This window comes from Kushneria marisflavi (genome assembly GCF_002157205.1).
In the GTDB taxonomy this organism is placed as follows: Bacteria; Pseudomonadota; Gammaproteobacteria; order Pseudomonadales; family Halomonadaceae; genus Kushneria; species Kushneria marisflavi.
In genome coordinates this window covers 2,664,065-2,681,113 of record NZ_CP021358.1, presented here as the reverse complement: position 1 = coordinate 2,681,113, position 17,049 = coordinate 2,664,065, and the positions used below count along the sequence as shown (strand labels likewise).

Annotated in this window: 14 protein-coding genes; 9 read left to right on the top strand and 5 right to left on the bottom strand. The window is 60.3% G+C overall.

Features of this window, described 5'->3' with window-relative positions:
• Positions 1-81: 81 nt before the first annotated feature.
• The 3 genes from B9H00_RS12250 to prfB form a co-directional block, all read right to left on the bottom strand.
• Positions 82-465 carry a hypothetical protein gene (locus B9H00_RS12250; RefSeq protein ID WP_086900880.1) on the bottom strand — a complete coding sequence of 128 codons (384 nt, stop codon included), beginning with the start codon at positions 463-465 and terminating at the stop codon, positions 82-84.
• 134 nt (positions 466-599) lie between these two features.
• Positions 600-2,117 (bottom strand): lysine--tRNA ligase, encoded by a 1,518-nt coding sequence (gene lysS, locus B9H00_RS12245; protein WP_086900879.1) that lies wholly within the window; start codon positions 2,115-2,117, stop codon positions 600-602.
• A gap of 142 nt (positions 2,118-2,259) precedes the next feature.
• A protein-coding gene (gene prfB, locus B9H00_RS12240; RefSeq protein WP_120211706.1) for a peptide chain release factor 2 occupies positions 2,260-3,358 on the bottom strand; the annotation gives its coding sequence in 2 pieces (ribosomal slippage) (positions 2,260-3,282 and positions 3,284-3,358; 1,098 coding nt in all).
• A gap of 244 nt (positions 3,359-3,602) precedes the next feature.
• Between prfB and B9H00_RS12235 the strand changes: the two genes are divergently transcribed.
• The 9 genes from B9H00_RS12235 to B9H00_RS12195 all read left to right on the top strand — a co-directional run bounded on the left by B9H00_RS12235 (position 3,603) and on the right by B9H00_RS12195 (position 15,570).
• Positions 3,603-5,186: a peptide ABC transporter substrate-binding protein gene (locus B9H00_RS12235; RefSeq protein ID WP_086900877.1), complete on the top strand. Its 1,584-nt coding sequence runs from the start codon at positions 3,603-3,605 to the stop codon at positions 5,184-5,186.
• 267 nt (positions 5,187-5,453) lie between these two features.
• Complete coding sequence (locus B9H00_RS12230) at positions 5,454-7,037, top strand: peptide ABC transporter substrate-binding protein (protein ID WP_086900876.1); 1,584 nt, start codon at positions 5,454-5,456, stop codon at positions 7,035-7,037.
• Between the two features lie 62 nt (positions 7,038-7,099).
• Complete coding sequence (locus B9H00_RS12225; protein WP_086900875.1) at positions 7,100-8,692, top strand: peptide ABC transporter substrate-binding protein; 1,593 nt, start codon at positions 7,100-7,102, stop codon at positions 8,690-8,692.
• 59 nt (positions 8,693-8,751) lie between these two features.
• Positions 8,752-10,371, top strand: a complete 1,620-nt coding sequence (locus tag B9H00_RS12220) for a peptide ABC transporter substrate-binding protein (RefSeq protein WP_236944268.1) — start codon at positions 8,752-8,754, stop codon at positions 10,369-10,371.
• A 42-nt stretch (positions 10,372-10,413) separates the two neighbouring features.
• On the top strand, positions 10,414-11,340 hold the full coding sequence (gene oppB / locus B9H00_RS12215; protein WP_086620687.1) for an oligopeptide ABC transporter permease OppB: 927 nt from the start codon (positions 10,414-10,416) through the stop codon (positions 11,338-11,340).
• Positions 11,341-11,352: 12 nt separating this feature from the next.
• A complete protein-coding gene (locus B9H00_RS12210; RefSeq protein ID WP_236944267.1) occupies positions 11,353-12,318 on the top strand; it encodes an ABC transporter permease in 966 nt (321 codons plus the stop codon).
• A 10-nt stretch (positions 12,319-12,328) separates the two neighbouring features.
• Positions 12,329-13,927 (top strand): ABC transporter ATP-binding protein, encoded by a 1,599-nt coding sequence (locus B9H00_RS12205; protein ID WP_086900873.1) that lies wholly within the window; start codon positions 12,329-12,331, stop codon positions 13,925-13,927.
• Positions 13,928-14,080: 153 nt separating this feature from the next.
• Entirely contained in the window at positions 14,081-14,395 is a 315-nt protein-coding gene (locus B9H00_RS12200; protein WP_086900872.1) for an EF-hand domain-containing protein, read from the top strand.
• 17 nt (positions 14,396-14,412) lie between these two features.
• Positions 14,413-15,570, top strand: coding sequence for a porin (locus B9H00_RS12195; protein WP_086900871.1), 1,158 nt, complete (start codon positions 14,413-14,415; stop codon positions 15,568-15,570).
• A gap of 134 nt (positions 15,571-15,704) precedes the next feature.
• Here B9H00_RS12195 and B9H00_RS12190 read toward each other — a convergent pair whose 3' ends face one another.
• A complete protein-coding gene (locus B9H00_RS12190; protein ID WP_086900870.1) occupies positions 15,705-16,418 on the bottom strand; it encodes an anti-sigma factor in 714 nt (237 codons plus the stop codon).
• Entirely contained in the window at positions 16,415-16,975 is a 561-nt protein-coding gene (locus tag B9H00_RS12185) for a sigma-70 family RNA polymerase sigma factor (RefSeq protein WP_086901856.1), read from the bottom strand. Before B9H00_RS12185 ends, B9H00_RS12190 begins: the two co-directional genes overlap by 4 nt.
• Positions 16,976-17,049 lie beyond the last annotated feature (74 nt).

The following is a 17,049-nucleotide window of genomic DNA, read 5'->3' as shown; positions in this document are numbered from 1 at the left end:
AGCGGGAAAAGGGACCAGGCAAAAAAGCTTACACCGGCATTCATGCCGGGCAAGCCACGCGATCATGTCAGTCTCGAATGACTAGACCTCGTCAGTGTCGAGCAGCAGATCATCCTCGAAATCGCTCTGCTCGAGTGCCGCCTCTTCGTCCAGATCCACGCACAGATAGCTGTGCTCGACGCGAAGGAAGAATTCAAAGGTGACTTCATTGATGTCCGGCCAGTGACGGGAATTTTCTTCCCATGCGGACAGCTCGTTTTCAAGGATATCGGCAAAGCGTTCATGCAGGCAGGCCCGCAGCGCATCTTCCGTATCCATCTCGGGAATGAGGTAGATCGTGCTTTCGCGTTCGGCATCCTCGAGCGTGAGGTCATCCTCACCTTCGGTGGCTTCCAGCGAATTGATCCAGTCCACAAAGGCCTGTTTGGGACGCACGCTAAGTGCAGAGCGGTTCACCAGTTTCATGGCGACTCTCCCGGTTCGGGGCGGGTGGAAATCCTGTTCAAGCGCCCAAGTATGGCCGTCCGGGCGCGCCAACGCCATGATTCATCCGGCCATTGGCGCACACAACACGGCCAGCCCCTGTTGATCGCCGCGAATTACTCGGCTTCCGGGCGCATGGCCGGGAACAGGAGCACATCTCGAATGGACGGCGCATCCGCCAGCAGCATCACCAGCCGGTCGATGCCGATCCCCTCACCCGCCGTCGGCGGCAGGCCGTACTCGAGCGCACGCACGTAGTCGGCGTCATAGTACATCGCCTCGACATCACCGGCGTCCTTTTCAGCCACCTGAGCGGCAAAGCGCTCGGCCTGATCCTCGGCATCGTTGAGCTCCGAGAAGCCATTGGCGATCTCACGGCCACCCACAAAGAACTCGAAGCGGTCGGTCACAAACGGATTGGCATCGTTGCGACGTGCCAGCGGGCTGACCTCGGCCGGATACTCGGTGATAAAGGTCGGCCGCTCAAGGCGATGTTCGGCGACGGTTTCAAAGATTTCGGTCTGCAACTTGCCAAGGCCCCAGCCCGACTTGACCTCGATCCCCAGTCGCCCGGCCAGTGCCGTGGCGCGCTCGAGATCATACAGCTCGCTGGACTCGATTCCCTGCCCGTACATCAGAATCGACTCGCGCATGGTGAGGCGGTCAAAGGGCTGAGAGAGGTCAACCTCGGTGCCCTGGTAGTTGATCAGGGTGGTGCCCACGGCCTTCTCGGCAGCGAAACGCACCAGCGACTCGGTCAGGTCGATCAGGTCATGATAGTCGGCATAGGCCCAGTAGAATTCGAGCATGGTGAATTCGGGGTTATGCCGGGTCGAGAGCCCTTCGTTGCGGAAGTTGCGGTTGATCTCGAAGACCCGCTCAAAGCCCCCCACCACCAGACGCTTGAGATAAAGCTCTGGAGCGATGCGCAGGTACATGTCGATATCCAGCGCATTGTGATGCGTCACAAAGGGGCGCGCCGTGGCACCACCGGGAATCGGTTGCAGCATCGGCGTTTCGACTTCCATGAAGTCACGCTCGGTAAAGAACTGGCGAATGGCGCTGATGACGGCGGCGCGAATGCGGAAGGTATCGCGCACTTCCGGATTCATGATCAGGTCCACATAGCGCTGACGATAGCGCGCTTCCTGATCGGTCAGGCCGTGGAACTTGTCCGGCAGCGGCCGCAGGCTCTTGGTCAAAAGGCGCGCCGTCTCCATCATGACATAGAGATCGCCCTTGCCGGACTTGTGCACCGGCCCCTGACCAAAAACGATATCGCCGATATCCCAGCCCTTGATGTCTTCAAGTACTTCCTGAGGCAGGCCCTTTTTATCCACATAGAGCTGAATCTGACCGGAAGCATCCTGAATGACGATAAAGGGGCCGCGCTTTCGCATGATGCGCCCGGCGACCGCCGCCTGACGACCCAGTGACTCGAGCGCTTCCTTGTCATGCTCGCCAAGCTCTGCCTGAAGATCCGCCGCGAGGCTGTCGCGACGCAGATCGTTGGGAAAGGCGCTGCCGCCATGGGCGCTGGCCTGCTCGCGGCGAGCGGCAAGCTTAGCCCGCCGCTCGGCGATCAGATGATTCTCTTCGTGTTCGCTGCCTGCCTGCTGATCCTGATTCGCCATTACCTTGCCTATTGAAAATAACCGTCAATGGCAGGCTCGTTACGGCCTGCGGTTCATGTCTGAAGCCACTCAAATGTAAAACGCGCCGGGCCGCCAGCGAGCCTGCCGGTCGGAAGTCGTCTCTTCCAGACGCCTCTTCCGATCAAAGCCCCTGCTTGAGACTGGCCTCGATGAACTGATCCAGGTCGCCGTCGAGCACACGCTCACAGTTGCTGGTCTGCACGCCGGTGCGCAGATCCTTGATGCGCTGATCATCCAGCACATAGGAGCGGATCTGGCTGCCCCAGCCGATGTCGGACTTGGAATCCTCGGCCTTTTGCTTCTCGGCGTTGCGCTTTTGCATTTCCAGCTCCCAGAGCTTCGCCTTGAGCTGCTTCATCGCGAAGTCACGGTTGGCATGCTGGCTGCGCTGGGTCTGGCACGACACCACCACACCGCTGGGTTCGTGGGTAATACGCACGGCCGAGTCGGTCGTGTTGACGTGCTGACCGCCAGCGCCCGAGGAGCGATAGGTGTCCACACGCAAATCAGCCGGATTGATCTCGACCTCGAAACTGTCGTCGATCTCGGGGGAGAGAAAGACCGACGCAAACGAGGTATGGCGGCGGCCGCCCGAGTCAAACGGGCTCTTTCTGACCAGCCGGTGAACGCCGGTTTCGGTGCGCAGCCAGCCAAAGGCATATTCGCCCTGAACATGAATGGTGGCCGACTTGATACCGGCGACGTCGCCAGCTGAAATTTCGGTGATTTCCGCCTTGAAACCGTGATGCTCGGCCCAGCGCAGATACATGCGCAGCAGAATATTGGCCCAGTCCTGCGCCTCGGTACCGCCGGAACCGGCCTGGATGTCCATGTAGGCGTTGTTGGGGTCCATTTCGCCGGCAAACATGCGGCGAAATTCGAGCTTGGCCAGCTGCGCCTCGAAGCGGTCGAGGTCGCGGCGAATCTCTGCCACGGTGTCCTCGTCGTCTTCCATCTGCGCCAGCTCATAAAGCTCGCCGTTGTCACGCACACCGCTTTCAAGCGCGTCGAGCGTGGTCACGATATCTTCAAGCTGCGCCCGCTCACGCCCCAGTTTCTGGGCATGCTCCGGATCATTCCAGACGTTGGGATTTTCCAGCTCGCGCGTTACTTCCTCGAGGCGGTCCTTGCGTTCGGCATAGTCAAAGATACCCCCTCAGGACGTCTGTCCGTTCGGACAGGTCCTTGAGGATATGATGAATGGGAGTCAATTCCTGCATGGTATCTCGCTCGGACAGGACGGCGGCGTCATAACGCCGACATCGCATGAGAGTTGAAAAACAAGGGGCGTTATTGTAGCCAAAGCACCACCTGCCCGTCACCCGCCGCCCGTGCCTTATCCGGCCACAGGAATAAAAATGTCAAAAAAGGTTATATGCCCTGCTTTGACACTTCTGCTCCGGACTGTGATCTTTCAGACACGCACCTTTTGCGCGTTGACAATAAAACCTTCAGGGAACCGTCATGAAAAAAGTAACGCTTGCACTGCTGGGCGCCGCCGGCCTGTCGCTGGGCGCACCGCTGGCCACCGCTGCCACGCTCAATGTCGGCATCAGCGGGGACCCGGCCTCGCTGGACCCGGCCCGCGTCACCGGTGGCGTATGGGAAGAAGATGTGTTGCGCGACATCTTCGAGGGTCTGGTGGCCATTGATGCTCAGGGGCAGATCATCCCGGGTGTGGCGAAATCCTGGGAGACCAGTGATGACGGTAAAACCTATACCTTCCATCTTCGTGAGGACGCCCGCTGGTCGGACGGCGAGCCAGTCACGGCCGACGACTTCGTCTATGCCCTGCGCTACCAGGTCAACCCGACAACCGCGTCCAACTACGCCCATCGCCTTTACCCGGTGGTGAACGCGCAAAAGATCAACGCCGGCGATGCCAAACCCGAAACGCTGGGCGTGGAAAGCCGCGATGACGGCCATACCCTGGTCATTCATCTGACCGAACCGGCCGCCTACTTTCTCAAGACGCTGGTGCTGCCGTTTGGCTATCCGATCCCCGAGCATGTTGTGGCAGACAAGGGAGAAAAATGGAGCCGGCCGGAGAACATTGTCGTCAACGGCGCCTTTAAACCGGTGCGCTGGATCTCCAATACCGAGCTCGACACGGTCAAGAATGACGCGTTCCACGACGCCGACAAGGTCACGCTCGACGGTGTGAACTACTACCCCATCGAGGACAAGAATGCCGGGATTTCGCGCTTTCAGGCCGGCGAGCTCGATATCCTGCGAGACTTCCCCGCGGCGCGCTATCAGTGGCTTGAGCAGCAGATTCCCGACGCCGTGAAAATCACGCCGTCGCTGGGCAGCTACTACTACGTGTTTAACCTGCGTGACGGCTCCCCGGTGGCCGACAAGCGCGTGCGCGAGGCACTCTCGTTGGCGATTCGTCGCGATGTCATCAGCGAAAAACTTCTCGATGGCGCAGTGACGCCCTCCACGTCCCTGGTGCCGACCGGCGTCAGCCATTACACCCCGGCCTCCCAGCCCGGCTTGAATGACGACATGGACACACGACTGAGCCGTGCCCGTGAACTCATGAAGGACGCCGGCTATGGTCCTGACAAGCCGCTTGATCTGACGCTGCGCTACAACTCGGGCGAGGAGCACCAGCGCATTGCCGTAGCGGTCGCTGCCATGTGGAAGCCGCTGGGCGTCAACGTCGAAATGCGCAACAGCGAAGCCAACGTGCACTATTCCGACCTGATGCAGGGTGATTTTCAGGTCGCCCGCGCGGCGTGGATTTCAAGCTATGACGACGCGCAGAATTTCCTGCAGCTGCTGTCGGCGGCCACCAACAACTACGGCGACTATCAAAACCCCGAGTACAGCAAGCTCATCAACCAGTCCGACCGCGAACTCGACAGCGACAGGCGCCGTGACATGATGCAGCGCGCCGAGGCCATGGCACTGGCCGATTATCCGCTGGCGCCGATCTATACCTACGCCGCGCGCAACCTGGTCAAGCCTTCGCTTTCCGGCTGGGACAACAACGCGCTCGACATGCACGCCTCGCGCTGGATTTCGGTTCAGCCATCACAGTAAACCAGCATTTTTCAGCAGGCTCCATGATCCTCGAAGTCAGCCAGCACTCGACTTCGAGGATCATGACGACTGTCCTACCCTCGGCTTTTCTTCGTATTGCCCTCCGAATAAAATTCCACGCCTGAACAATTGGTCAACTCTGGACACATCCGCTAACGCGGAGTAAGTTCACAAAATCGAAAATCGTCATAAGCGATATTTCAGCTCGCGCCGCTATCCCGGTCCGCGATAGCGATAACAACAATGCCAATAACTTCAGGAACCTCCATGCCCTCGATCCGTCCGCTACTGGGCGCTATTGCGCTGTCATCCGCTTTTTTCGCCTCCCCGCTTTACGCACAGACCCTAAACATCGGCATCATCGGAGAACCCGCCTCGCTGGACACCTCCCAGGTCAGCGGCGGCACATGGGAAAGCGATGTGCTGGATGATCTCTACGAAGGCTTGCTCACACAGGACCCGGAAGGTCACCGAATTCCGGGGGTGGCCAAATCCTGGGACATCAGCAAGGACGGTAGAACCTACACCTTTCATCTGCGCGATGACGCGAAATGGTCGGACGGAAAGCCGGTCACGGCCGAGGACTTCGTGTTTGGCTGGCAGCACATGCTTGATCCCGCCAGCGCCTCCAAATACGCCTACATGCTCTACCCGGTCAAAAACGCTGAAGCGGTTAACACCGGCAAGATGTCGGCCGACCAGCTTGGCGTGGAGTCACTCGACAACGGCAAGACCTTTCGCGTCACGCTCACGGAGCCGGCGCCCTATTTCCTCGGCATCCTGACCCACTACACGGCCTTCCCGGTACCCAGGCACGTGTATGACCAGTACGGCAAGCAGTGGACACAGATGGATCACATCCAGACCAACGGCGCCTACAAGCCGACCAGCTGGGTCTCACACGATCACATCACGGCCGAGAAAAACCCCGAGTTTCACGATGCCGACAACGTCGCCATCGACACCGTCAATTATTATCCGACCGAAGATCGCAATGCCGGCATTTCGCGCTTTCGCGCCGGTGAACTCGATGTCATGCGTGAATACACCTCGGATCGTTACCAGTGGCTCAAGGAAAACCTGCCGGATGCCACGCACATGAGTCCGTTTCTGGGCTCCTATTACTACGTGCTGAACCATCGTGACGGCCATCCGACTGCCGATATTCGTGTACGCGAAGCGCTCAATCTGGCGGTACGTCGTGAGGTCATGTCCAAACAGATCATGGACAACACCTTCCTGCCGGCCTATGCGCTGGTGCCACCGGGCACCAATCACTACGAGACGCAGCACATGACGCTCGACGGTGATGACATGAACGCCCGCCTGGCCGAAGCCAAAAAACTGATGCAGGAGGCCGGTTACGGGCCGGACAAGCCACTCAATCTGCGTCTGCGTTACAACTCAAGCGACGAACATAAAAAAATCGCGGTAGCACTTGCCGCCATGTGGAAGCCGCTGGGCGTCAACGTGCAGATGATCAACTCCGAGGCCACGGTGCACTATCAGTCCATTGCCAATGGGGATTTTGATGTGGCGCGCGCCGGCTGGGTCGCCGACTATGATGATGCTGAAAACTTCCTGACCCTGTTGCACACCGGGGTAGGCAACAACTATGGCGCCTACTCAAACCCCGAGTACGACAAACTGCTCGATCAGGCCAACATCACGCTGGATGAAGACAAGCGTGCCAGTCTGATGCAGCAGGCCGAGCAGATTGCGCTCGGTGACTACGCATTGGTCCCGCTTTTGACCTATGTCACCCGTAATCTGGTCAATCCAGAGCTTCAGGGCTGGAAGGACAACGTGCAGGATGACCACCTCTCTCGCTGGGTCAGCTTCAAGAAGTAACCGCCTGGTGGCGGCATCCTGGTGATGCCGCCCGTGTTTGACGTACTCGGGAATTTTCCATCATGACCAGGTGTCTTTTTAAAAGCCTTGGCGCGGCCGTGTTGCTGACCTGCCCTCTGCTTGCCTCTCCCCTTTCAGCCCAGGCCGCCACCCTGGATATCGGTATCTATGGCGAGCCGGCTTCGCTGGACGCGGCTCGCGTGACCGGCGCGGTCTATGACAACGACGTGCTGGGCGATCTGTTCGAGGGGCTGGTGACGCTGGCGCCAGATGGCGATTACCAGCCGGGCGTGGCCACCGACTGGTCGGTCTCCGATGACGGTCTGACCTGGACCTTCAAACTGCGTGATGACGCTCGCTGGTCCGACGGCGCGCCGGTCACAGCCGGGGATTTCGTACTCGCCTTCCAGCGCGCGCTCGATCCAGAGATTGCCTCCGTCTACGCCAACCTGCTCTATCCGATCAAAAACGCTGCGGCCATCAATCGCAATGAGTCCGAGGTGGCCTCATTGGGCGCCCGGGCCGTCAATGAACATCAGCTGGAAGTGCATCTCGAGCAGCCCACCCCCTATCTGCCGACCCTGATGGCGCACATTATCGCGGCACCGGTGCCGGCTCATGTGGTGAAGGAGTACGGCAACGACTGGACGCAGCTTTCGCATATCGTGACCAACGGCGCCTTCATGCCTAGCCGTTGGGTCTCGCATGACCACATCGAGACGGTCAAAAACCCTCGATTCCACGATGCCGACAGCGTCACGCTGGACGGCGTCAACTACCATCTGGTCGAAAACCTCAATACCGGCCTGTCACGTTTTCGCAGCCATGATCTGGACGTGATGCGTGACTTTGACGCCAGCCGCTATCAGTGGCTCAAGGAGAATCTGGGCGACGCCGTTCATCTGCACAACCAGCTTTCGACCTACTACTACGCGCTCAATAATCGCGACGACCACCCTACCAGCGACGTTCGCGTTCGTGAGGCGCTCAATCTGGCACTGCGACGCGACATCATCACGCAGAAAGTGCTGCAGGGCGCGGCCAATCCCACCAGCTCGCTGGTGCCCGCCGGCACCGCACACTATGACGTGCAGACCATGCCGGGCATTGATGCACCCATGGAGGCGCGACTCGAGAAGGCTCAGGCGCTGTTAAAGGAGGCAGGCTACGGCCCGGAGCATCCGCTCAATCTGCGCCTGCGCTTTAACTCCCGCGATGACCATCGGCGTATCGCCGTGGCGGCCGCTGCCATGTGGAAGCCGCTGGGCATCAACATCGAGATGGTGAACGCCGAGGCCAACGTGCACTACGCCGAAATTGCCCGCGGCGACTTCGATATTGCCCGTGCCAGCTGGGTGGCCGACTTTGATGATGCCAGCAATTTTCTGGGCATTCTCGCCTCCGGCAACGTCAAGAACTATGGCGGCTATCACAGCAACGAGTTTGACCAGCTACTGGCACAGGCTGCCGCACAGCCTGATCAGGACAAGCGTCAGCAGCTACTGGAACAGGCCGAGCGCCAGGCGCTGGGCGATTACGCCATGGCACCCATCTATGCCGATGCTGCCCGCAATCTGGTCAATCCGGACATGACAGGCTGGGAAGACAACGCCATCAACCGTCATCTGTCCCGCTGGATCAGTCTCGACCCGTAAACCATCATGCGGCGCGGGGCCCGGCCCGCGCGACATGAGCACCACCTCGGACAATAACAATGACCGATACAATGCCTGACCTGCGCACCGTGCGCGGGCGTACCCCCTTTTTCAAGCGCGCCGTGCTGGCAGCCTGTCTTCTGGCCGTCGCACCGCTGGGCATGGCCGCCACGCTGCGCATCGACAACAGCGCTGAACCCGGCACGCTCGATCCACAAAAGACCAGCGGCACCTGGGAGACGCGTATCGTGCGCGAACTCTTCGAGACGCTGATCAGCCACGACGCCAGGGGCGATCTGATACCGGGGCTGGCCAGTGGGTGGCAGCTCAGCGATGACGGTCTGACCCTGACATTTGAACTGCGCGACGATGCGCAGTGGTCCGACGGCCAGCCCGTGACCGCCAGTGATGCCGTGTTCAGCCTGCGCCGTTTGTTAAGACCCGATATCGCGGCCCACAACGCCAACCTCTACTACCCGATCCAGAATGCCCGGGCCGTCAACGCCGGCAAGGCCGCCACGGAGACGCTGGGCGTGCGTGCCATCGATGACCGGCATCTGGAGATCCGGCTCGAGCGCCCCACCGCCTGGTTTTTGCAGGCGATGGCCATGCCGGAAGCCGCCCCATTGCCCGAGCATGTGCTGAAGGCGGGCAGCGAGCGCTGGATCGTGCCCGGGCAGACAGTGGTCAGCGGCCCCTTCACGCTAAGCGAATGGTCACCACAGGATCACATTACGCTGGATAAAAACGAGCGCTATTACGACGCCGGCGAAGTATCCCTTGATGAGGTCATCCTCTATCCGCTGGAAGAAGCCACCGCGGCACTCAATCGCTTTCGTACCGGCGCACTGGACATCAGCTATACCAGCGTTCCGGGCGGGCGCCTTGAGCAGCTGCGTCAGGAACTGGGCAACGCCCTGCGGGTCAGCCCGCTGGTGGCGCAATATTTCTACATGTTCAACCTGCGCCCCGACAGCCCGCTCAGCGACATTCGCGTACGTGAAGCGCTGAACCTGGCCACGCGACGTGAGGTGATCACCGATCAGCTGCTGGGCATGGGTCAGACGCCATCCTACTGGCTGGTCCCGCGGGTAACCCACGGCGGCACCAAAGGCGAAATGCCCATGGTGCAGATGACGATGGATGAGCGCATGGCGCGCGCCCGCGAGCTGATGAAAGCGGCCGGCTTTGGCCCAGACACTCCCCTGACGCTGACGCTGCGCTACAACACGCTGGAAGATCACAAGAAGATTGCGGTAGCGCTGGCCGCCATGTGGAGGCCGCTGGGCGTTGAAGTGTCGCTGGTCAACACCGAGGCCACCAGCCACTACGCCGCCATCCGCGAAGGCGATTTCCAGCTGGCACGCTATGGCATGGCCGCCACCATCGACGACCCGTATGACTTTCTGGGCAGCTATACCACCGGTGGAAGCGCCGCCATCAGCAGCGGCTATCACGATGAACGCTTTGATCAGCTGGTCGAGCAAAGTAGCGAGACCATCGCGCCAAATGCGCGTGCCGAGCTTCTGACCCGGGCCCAGCAGCGCCTGCTCGACGATTATGCCCTGCTGCCGCTTTACGATTACATCAACACCGCGCTGGTATCAGAGCGCGTCCATGGCTGGGAGCCCTCCCCAATGGACGTGCATCCCCTGCGCTACATCAGTATCAAGGAGTAATCCCTTGTTTTCGATATCCATCCTGCGCCGAGGTAGACCGGCATGCTGAGCTATATCGCCAAGCGTCTGGCCATGGCCATTCCCACACTATTGATCGTGATCACGGCCTCCTTTTTCCTGATGCGGGTCGCCCCGGGAGGGCCCTTTGATGGAGAGCGCCAGCTCCCGCCGGAGATCGAGGCCAACCTGATGGCGGCTTACCATCTGGATGAACCGCTGCCCATGCAGTATCTGCGCTACATGGGCAACCTGGTTCAGGGCGATTTCGGGCCGTCGTTCAAATACAAGGACTTCTCGGTCACCGACCTGATCGCCCAGGGCTTTCCGGTCAGTCTGGAACTCGGGGGGCTGGCGATTGCGCTTGCCCTGCTGCTGGGTATTCCCATGGGAGTGATGGCCGCGCTCAGGCGCAACTCGACCGTGGATTATCTGCTGATGGGGACAGCGCTGGGCGGCATTGCCGTCCCCAACTTCGTGATCGCCCCGCTGATGGCGCTCTTTTTCGGCGTCATTCTGGGCTGGCTGCCGGTGGGCGGCTGGAACGGCGGTGCCCTGCCCAACCTGGTCTTGCCGGTGGTGGCGCTGGCCATCCAGCAGATTGCCTATATCGCCCGCATGATGCGCGCCTCGATGATCGAGATTCTCGGCAGTCATTTCATCCGCACCGCCCGCGCCAAGGGACTCAACGAGCGCCAGGTCATCTGGCGTCACGCCCTGCGCCCGGCGATGCTGCCGGTGCTCTCCTACCTGGGGCCAGCCATTGCCGGCATCATCACAGGCTCGGTGGTCATCGAGCAGATCTTTGGTCTGCCAGGCATCGGACGCTATTTCGTTCAGGGCGCACTCAATCGCGACTACACCCTCGTGATGGGCACGGTAGTGTTCTACGGCGTGCTGATCGTGCTGATGAACCTGATTGTCGATCTGCTCTATTCGCTGTTCGACCCCCAAATTCGCTATGACGACTGACCGGAGCACATCATGACTTCATCCAGCGGTGCTCATGACACCCGGGCCGCATCCGGCACGACTTCAGATAACGCTGATCATCTTCAGGGCGGCGGCAGTCCCAACCCGCCTCAGGCACCGGTCGCGCAGCCCGGCGAGAGCCTGGCCCGAGAGGCCTGGCGCCGCCTGCGCCACAATCGGGCCGCCATGGCGAGTCTTATCCTGCTGGCACTGATGACCATCATCTGTATTGCTGGTCCCTGGTTTCTGCCCTGGGATCTGGCCGAGGTGGACTGGAATGCTTTCGGCGTGGCGCCGACGATGGAAGGCCAGCACTGGCTGGGCACCGATGCCAACGGTCGAGACCTTCTGACCCGCACGCTCTACGGCGGGCGTGTGTCCCTGTCCGTGGCGCTGGTGGCCACACTGGTGAGCCTAGTGATCGGCGTGCTGTATGGCGCGATTTCCGGCTATGTCGGCGGTCGCACGGACAACCTCATGATGCGCTTTGTCGACATCATGTACTCACTGCCCTTCATGTTTCTGGTCATTCTGTTGATGGTGGTGTTCGGCCGTAACATCTTTTTGATCTACGCCGCGATCGGGGCGGTGGAGTGGCTCGACATGGCGCGCATCGTGCGTGGTCAGACGCTGTCGCTCAAGCGCCGCGAGTTCATCGAAGCCGCCCATGCCCTGGGCGTTCGGGATTCAAAGATCGTCACCCGCCATCTGATCCCCAACTCAATCGGGCCGGTCATCATCTATGTCACGCTGACGGTGCCCAAGGTCATTTTGCTGGAAAGCTTTCTCTCCTTTCTGGGTCTGGGCGTGCAGGAGCCGCTGACCAGCTGGGGTGTTCTGATCAGCGAAGGGACCTCCAATATGCAGGGCGCGCCCTGGATGCTGATCGTGCCGGCGGCGTTTCTGGCCGTGACGCTGTTCTGTCTCAACTTCCTGGGCGACGGGCTGCGTGATGCCCTCGACCCGCGTACCCGCTAAGGAGTCCTCCATGTCGGCACATCTACTCGAGATCGACAATCTAAAGGTGGACTTTGAACTGCCCACCGGCACCGTTTCTGCCGTCAAGGGCGTCAGCTTCCATATCGACCAGGGCGAAACCGTGGCGCTGGTGGGTGAATCCGGCTCCGGCAAGTCGGTCACCTCGACGGCATTGATGCGCCTGTTACCGGAGATGGCCAAAATCTCCGGTGCCATTCGTCTGGACGGTGAGGACCTGACCCAGGTCAGCGCCTCACGGATGCGTCGGCTGCGCGGCAACGAGTTCTCGATGATCTTTCAGGAACCGATGACCTCGCTCAATCCGCTGCATCGCATCGGGCGCCAGATTGCCGAAGTCCTGCATCGCCATCGCGGCATGTCCGGCAGTGAAGCGCGCATGCGAGTGCTGGAACTGCTGCACCAGGTCGGTATTCCCGAGCCCGAACGGCGCATTTCAAGCTATCCCCATGAACTCTCCGGCGGTCAACGCCAGCGCGTGATGATCGCCATGGCACTGGCCTGCGAGCCGCGCCTGCTGATTGCGGATGAACCCACCACGGCACTCGATGTCACCGTCCAGGCCCAGATTCTTGACCTGCTCCGGGACCTGCAAAAGCGCTACGGCATGGCGATCCTGTTCATCACCCACGACCTGAGTCTGGTACGGCGCTTTGCCGAACGGGTCTGTGTAATGCGCTACGGCGAGCTGGTCGAATCCGGTGAGACCGCGAAGGTCTTCAATGCGCCGCAGCACGACTACACCCGCATGCTGCTCGATGCCGAGCCACGTGGCAGCAAGGCAGCCGTGGCAGAAGATGCCCCGGTGCTGCTCAGCGGTCAGGATGTTCGGGTGCGCTTTACCACCAAAAAGCGCCTGTTCGGCAAGAGCGACTATTTCGAGGCGGTACGCGGCATCGACCTGACCGTCCGACGCGGCCAGACCGTGGGGATTGTCGGTGAGTCAGGCTCGGGCAAGTCAACGCTTGGGCGGGCGCTGCTGAGACTGTTGAAAAGTCAGGGGCAGCTGCGCTTTGAAGACACCGACATCACAAACTTTGACAAGTCTGACATGCGGCCGCTGCGCTCGCGCATGCAGGTGGTCTTTCAGGACCCCTTTGGCTCGCTGTCACCGCGTCTGACCGTGGGCGAAATCATCAGCGAAGGACTCAAGGTGCACTTTCCCGAGCTCGACCGGCGCGAGCGCGAAGCGCGGGTCATCGAATCTCTTGAGGAAGTGGCGCTCGACCCGGCGATGCGCAAGCGCTATCCGCATGAATTCTCCGGCGGCCAGCGTCAGCGCATCGCCATTGCCCGGGCACTGGTGCTCAAACCTGATTTCCTGTTGCTCGATGAGCCGACCTCGGCGCTCGATCGCTCGGTGCAAATGACGGTCATCGAACTTCTGCGCCACCTCCAGCAGAAATACGACCTGACCTATGTGTTCATCAGCCACGACCTGGCCGTGGTCCGCGCGCTGTCCGACACCGTGCTGGTCATGAAGGAAGGTCAGGTCGTTGAACAGGGCAGCGCAGAACGTATTTTCCGGGCACCGCGCGAAGCGTATACGAAGGCCCTTTTAAAGGCCGCCTTTCTCGAAACGGCCGCCTGATACCTCAGGGGAACAACACCTTTAAAAGAACATGGCAGGCCATTGTGGCCTGTCTGTCCATGACGCTCCTTTTGGGGCGTCACGGGAGGCTTTTGCCTCAATGATGGGCCTTGCGCCCTCACACGACCGACGTGCAATAACAAGGGATCCATCATGCACAAATACAATAACGTCCTACGAAATGGTCTGCTCGGCGCTGCATTGCTGCCATTCACACTGGCTGGCTGCACGGGCCCGCTATTTGGACCGGGCGGCTTTGACAACGCCACTCTGGAAAACGGGGCGCCTCCCGAGCTTGTCAGTCGCTTTCATGAGGCAGACAGCGATAACAATGGCGTCATCGACCCAACGGAAGCCAGCGCCGCCGGGCTGCAGGGGCTTTTTACCACGCTGGATGAGGACCGGGATCGACAGATCTCCGAGGCCGAATTCATCAACGGTATACAGCAGCTCGATAACAATCAATAAGCGCGGAGCCTTCTCTCATGACCTTCAACCAAAAGGGCATTACGCTCTCCCTTTGCCTGTCGTCCCTGTTCGTTGCACAGCAGGCCTCGGCCGTCATTTTGTATGAATCCCCCGATGACCGGCTGCAATTCAGCGGCCGACTGGCGGCAGCCAGTACCTGGGTCGACAACGTCCACGATGACCATGACCCGACCAACTTCGGGTCTCGTGTTCGCCTGATTCACGAACACAACTTTGAAGACGGCTGGTCATCAATTCTACGTACCGAATGGGGCTTCAATCCCTGGTTCGAAACCGGCAGCGACGAGCATTACAAGCGGCTCCAATACGCCGGACTCAGCCATAGCCGTTACGGCACCATCCTGATCGGCAAACAGTATTCACTCTGGTATGACATGGTCGGGGTCTGGACGGACTGGTTCTGGATCAACGGCGCCGCAGCCCAGGGCTCGTTTTCAGGTCGTAACGGCGATGGCGGCTTTGAAGGCAATGGCCGTCCCGACCGAGCCATTTCCTATCAGAACAGCTGGGGGGACTGGTCGTTCGGGATGCTCTATCAGACCGAGCGCGATCACAGCCACAGCGACAATGCTCCGATCTATGGCAATATCGGCGGCCAGCAGGTGGTGACCGGCTTTGAGCAGCGCGACAGCGGCGTGGAGCGCAATTATACCGGTCAGGCTGCTCTCAACTGGCTGCCCAGTGAAACCGTGTCGCTGGGGCTTGCCTACACGCACACCAGCATTACTGATCACGATGATGACAACAATCGTCATCCTGACGTCAATGCCACGCTTCTGGGGGCACGCTGGACACCGGGTGACTGGTATTTCGCGGCCACGGCCGGTGACTACCACAACCTTGAGCGCAATAATGTCTTCGATGGTTTGCCGGATACCGGTGCCGTGGAACATGCCCGCGGCTATGAGCTGGTCGCCCTGTATAACCTTCGCGGCTATACGCCGGGCAGCGTGCAGATCTATGGCGGCCTTAATCGGCTCGAAGACCGCGACTCCGATGCCCGCAACGCCAATTACATTGCGGGTGTCGCCTGGCTTCTGGCCAACGACAACCTGGTGCTGGCACTGGAGCGCTCTGAAGATGACTCAAAGGATGCCGATGGCGGCAGTATCGGCAACGACAATACTGCCTTTCTGGTGCGCTACGATTTCTAGACCCGCCGCAGTATGACCCAAAACCCTCGCCCTGGCCGGCGAGGGTTTTTTATCCAGGCAACTTCAGCGCGATTGTCTTGAAAAACAGGCCGGGGCTGGCGTCACAGATGATCGACGGCAGGATCGACCGGCGGCTAGATTTCCACCGCGCGGCCAATGTATTCGATGGGTCCGGTCGGCAGGCCCGTGGGCGAGCCGGTAGCGTCTTCAAGCGTCAGCTCGAACAGCTGGTTGTCCTCAAGCGGTGGCAGCGTGTCCAGATTCAGGCGTACGGGCCTGCCCGGCTGAACCAGACCAAGCGACACCGGTGCCTGCCAGTCATCGGCCTTGGTCCAGAACTGGAGCGCCTTGCCTTCGGGCACCTCGAAGGTGCCCAGCGGAATCAGCTCGATCTGCTGGCGGTTGGCGGCCTGAACCACCCAGCCGGCGGACTGGCCCTGCGGGGCGAGCAGGACCACCATGTACTCCGGCGTCGTCGGCGCAGCAGGCTGTCGCCATAACAGTGCTGCCATGACCAGCGTTGCCGCCACGCCCAGCCCCGCGGCAGTACGCCAAAGGGCCAGACGCTGAAAAAGACCGGTCGCAGGCGCCGACGATCGGCGCGCTTCCAGACTTCGCTGAATGCGAGGCCAGAGAAAATCGCTCGGGGTTTCAGGTTCAGCGAGTGCGGTGTAAGGGAAAAAGCGCTCCTCCCACTCGATGACCATTTGGCGCAGCTCGGGGTCGTTGGTCAGACGTGCTTCAAACGCCTGACGCTCGGCATGGGAAAGCGTCCCCAGTACGTATTCGCCTGCCAGAACGTGCTTGTCCTCATCAGACGGCAGGTCACTCTCGTGAGACGTGGTCATGCCAGACACTCCCGTAAACGCACCAGGCTTCGTTTGATCCAGGCCTTGATCGTGCCCAGCGGTGCGCCCGTATGCGCCGCGATTTCCGCATGGCTTAACCCTTCCACGTATGCCTGTAGCACGCAGTTGCGTCGCTCGACCTCAAGCGCTCTAAGGCATTCGTCCATTCGCTGACCGGTTTGCCAGTCGAAGGCTTCAGCGGACGGGCTTTCAGGGCGGGTGTCATCCACCTGCTCAAGGGTATCTGCATCGATTTCCCCCACCACCAGCCTTTCGCGCTGACGAATGGCGTTCAGCGCCAGATGGCGGGCAATACTGAATATCCAGGTGCGGGCGCTACCCTTTCCGGAATCAAAGGTATCAGCGCGCTGCCAGATGGCGAGAAAGGCATCATGGACGATGTCTTCTGCCATGCCGCGGTCCCTGACGATGCGCTGCACCACACCCAGCATTCTCGCCCCCTCCAGACGATAGAGCGTATGAAGGGCGTCATGATCCCCCCGGGCGCAGCACGCCAGTGCCTCGTTGTAATCAAATTCGCGGGTTATATCGGACACCTGTGCTCCCTCGTAGCGCCTGGCTCGTTCACCGATGCGCCGAAGCAGCATAACCATCGAAGGCTCATGACACG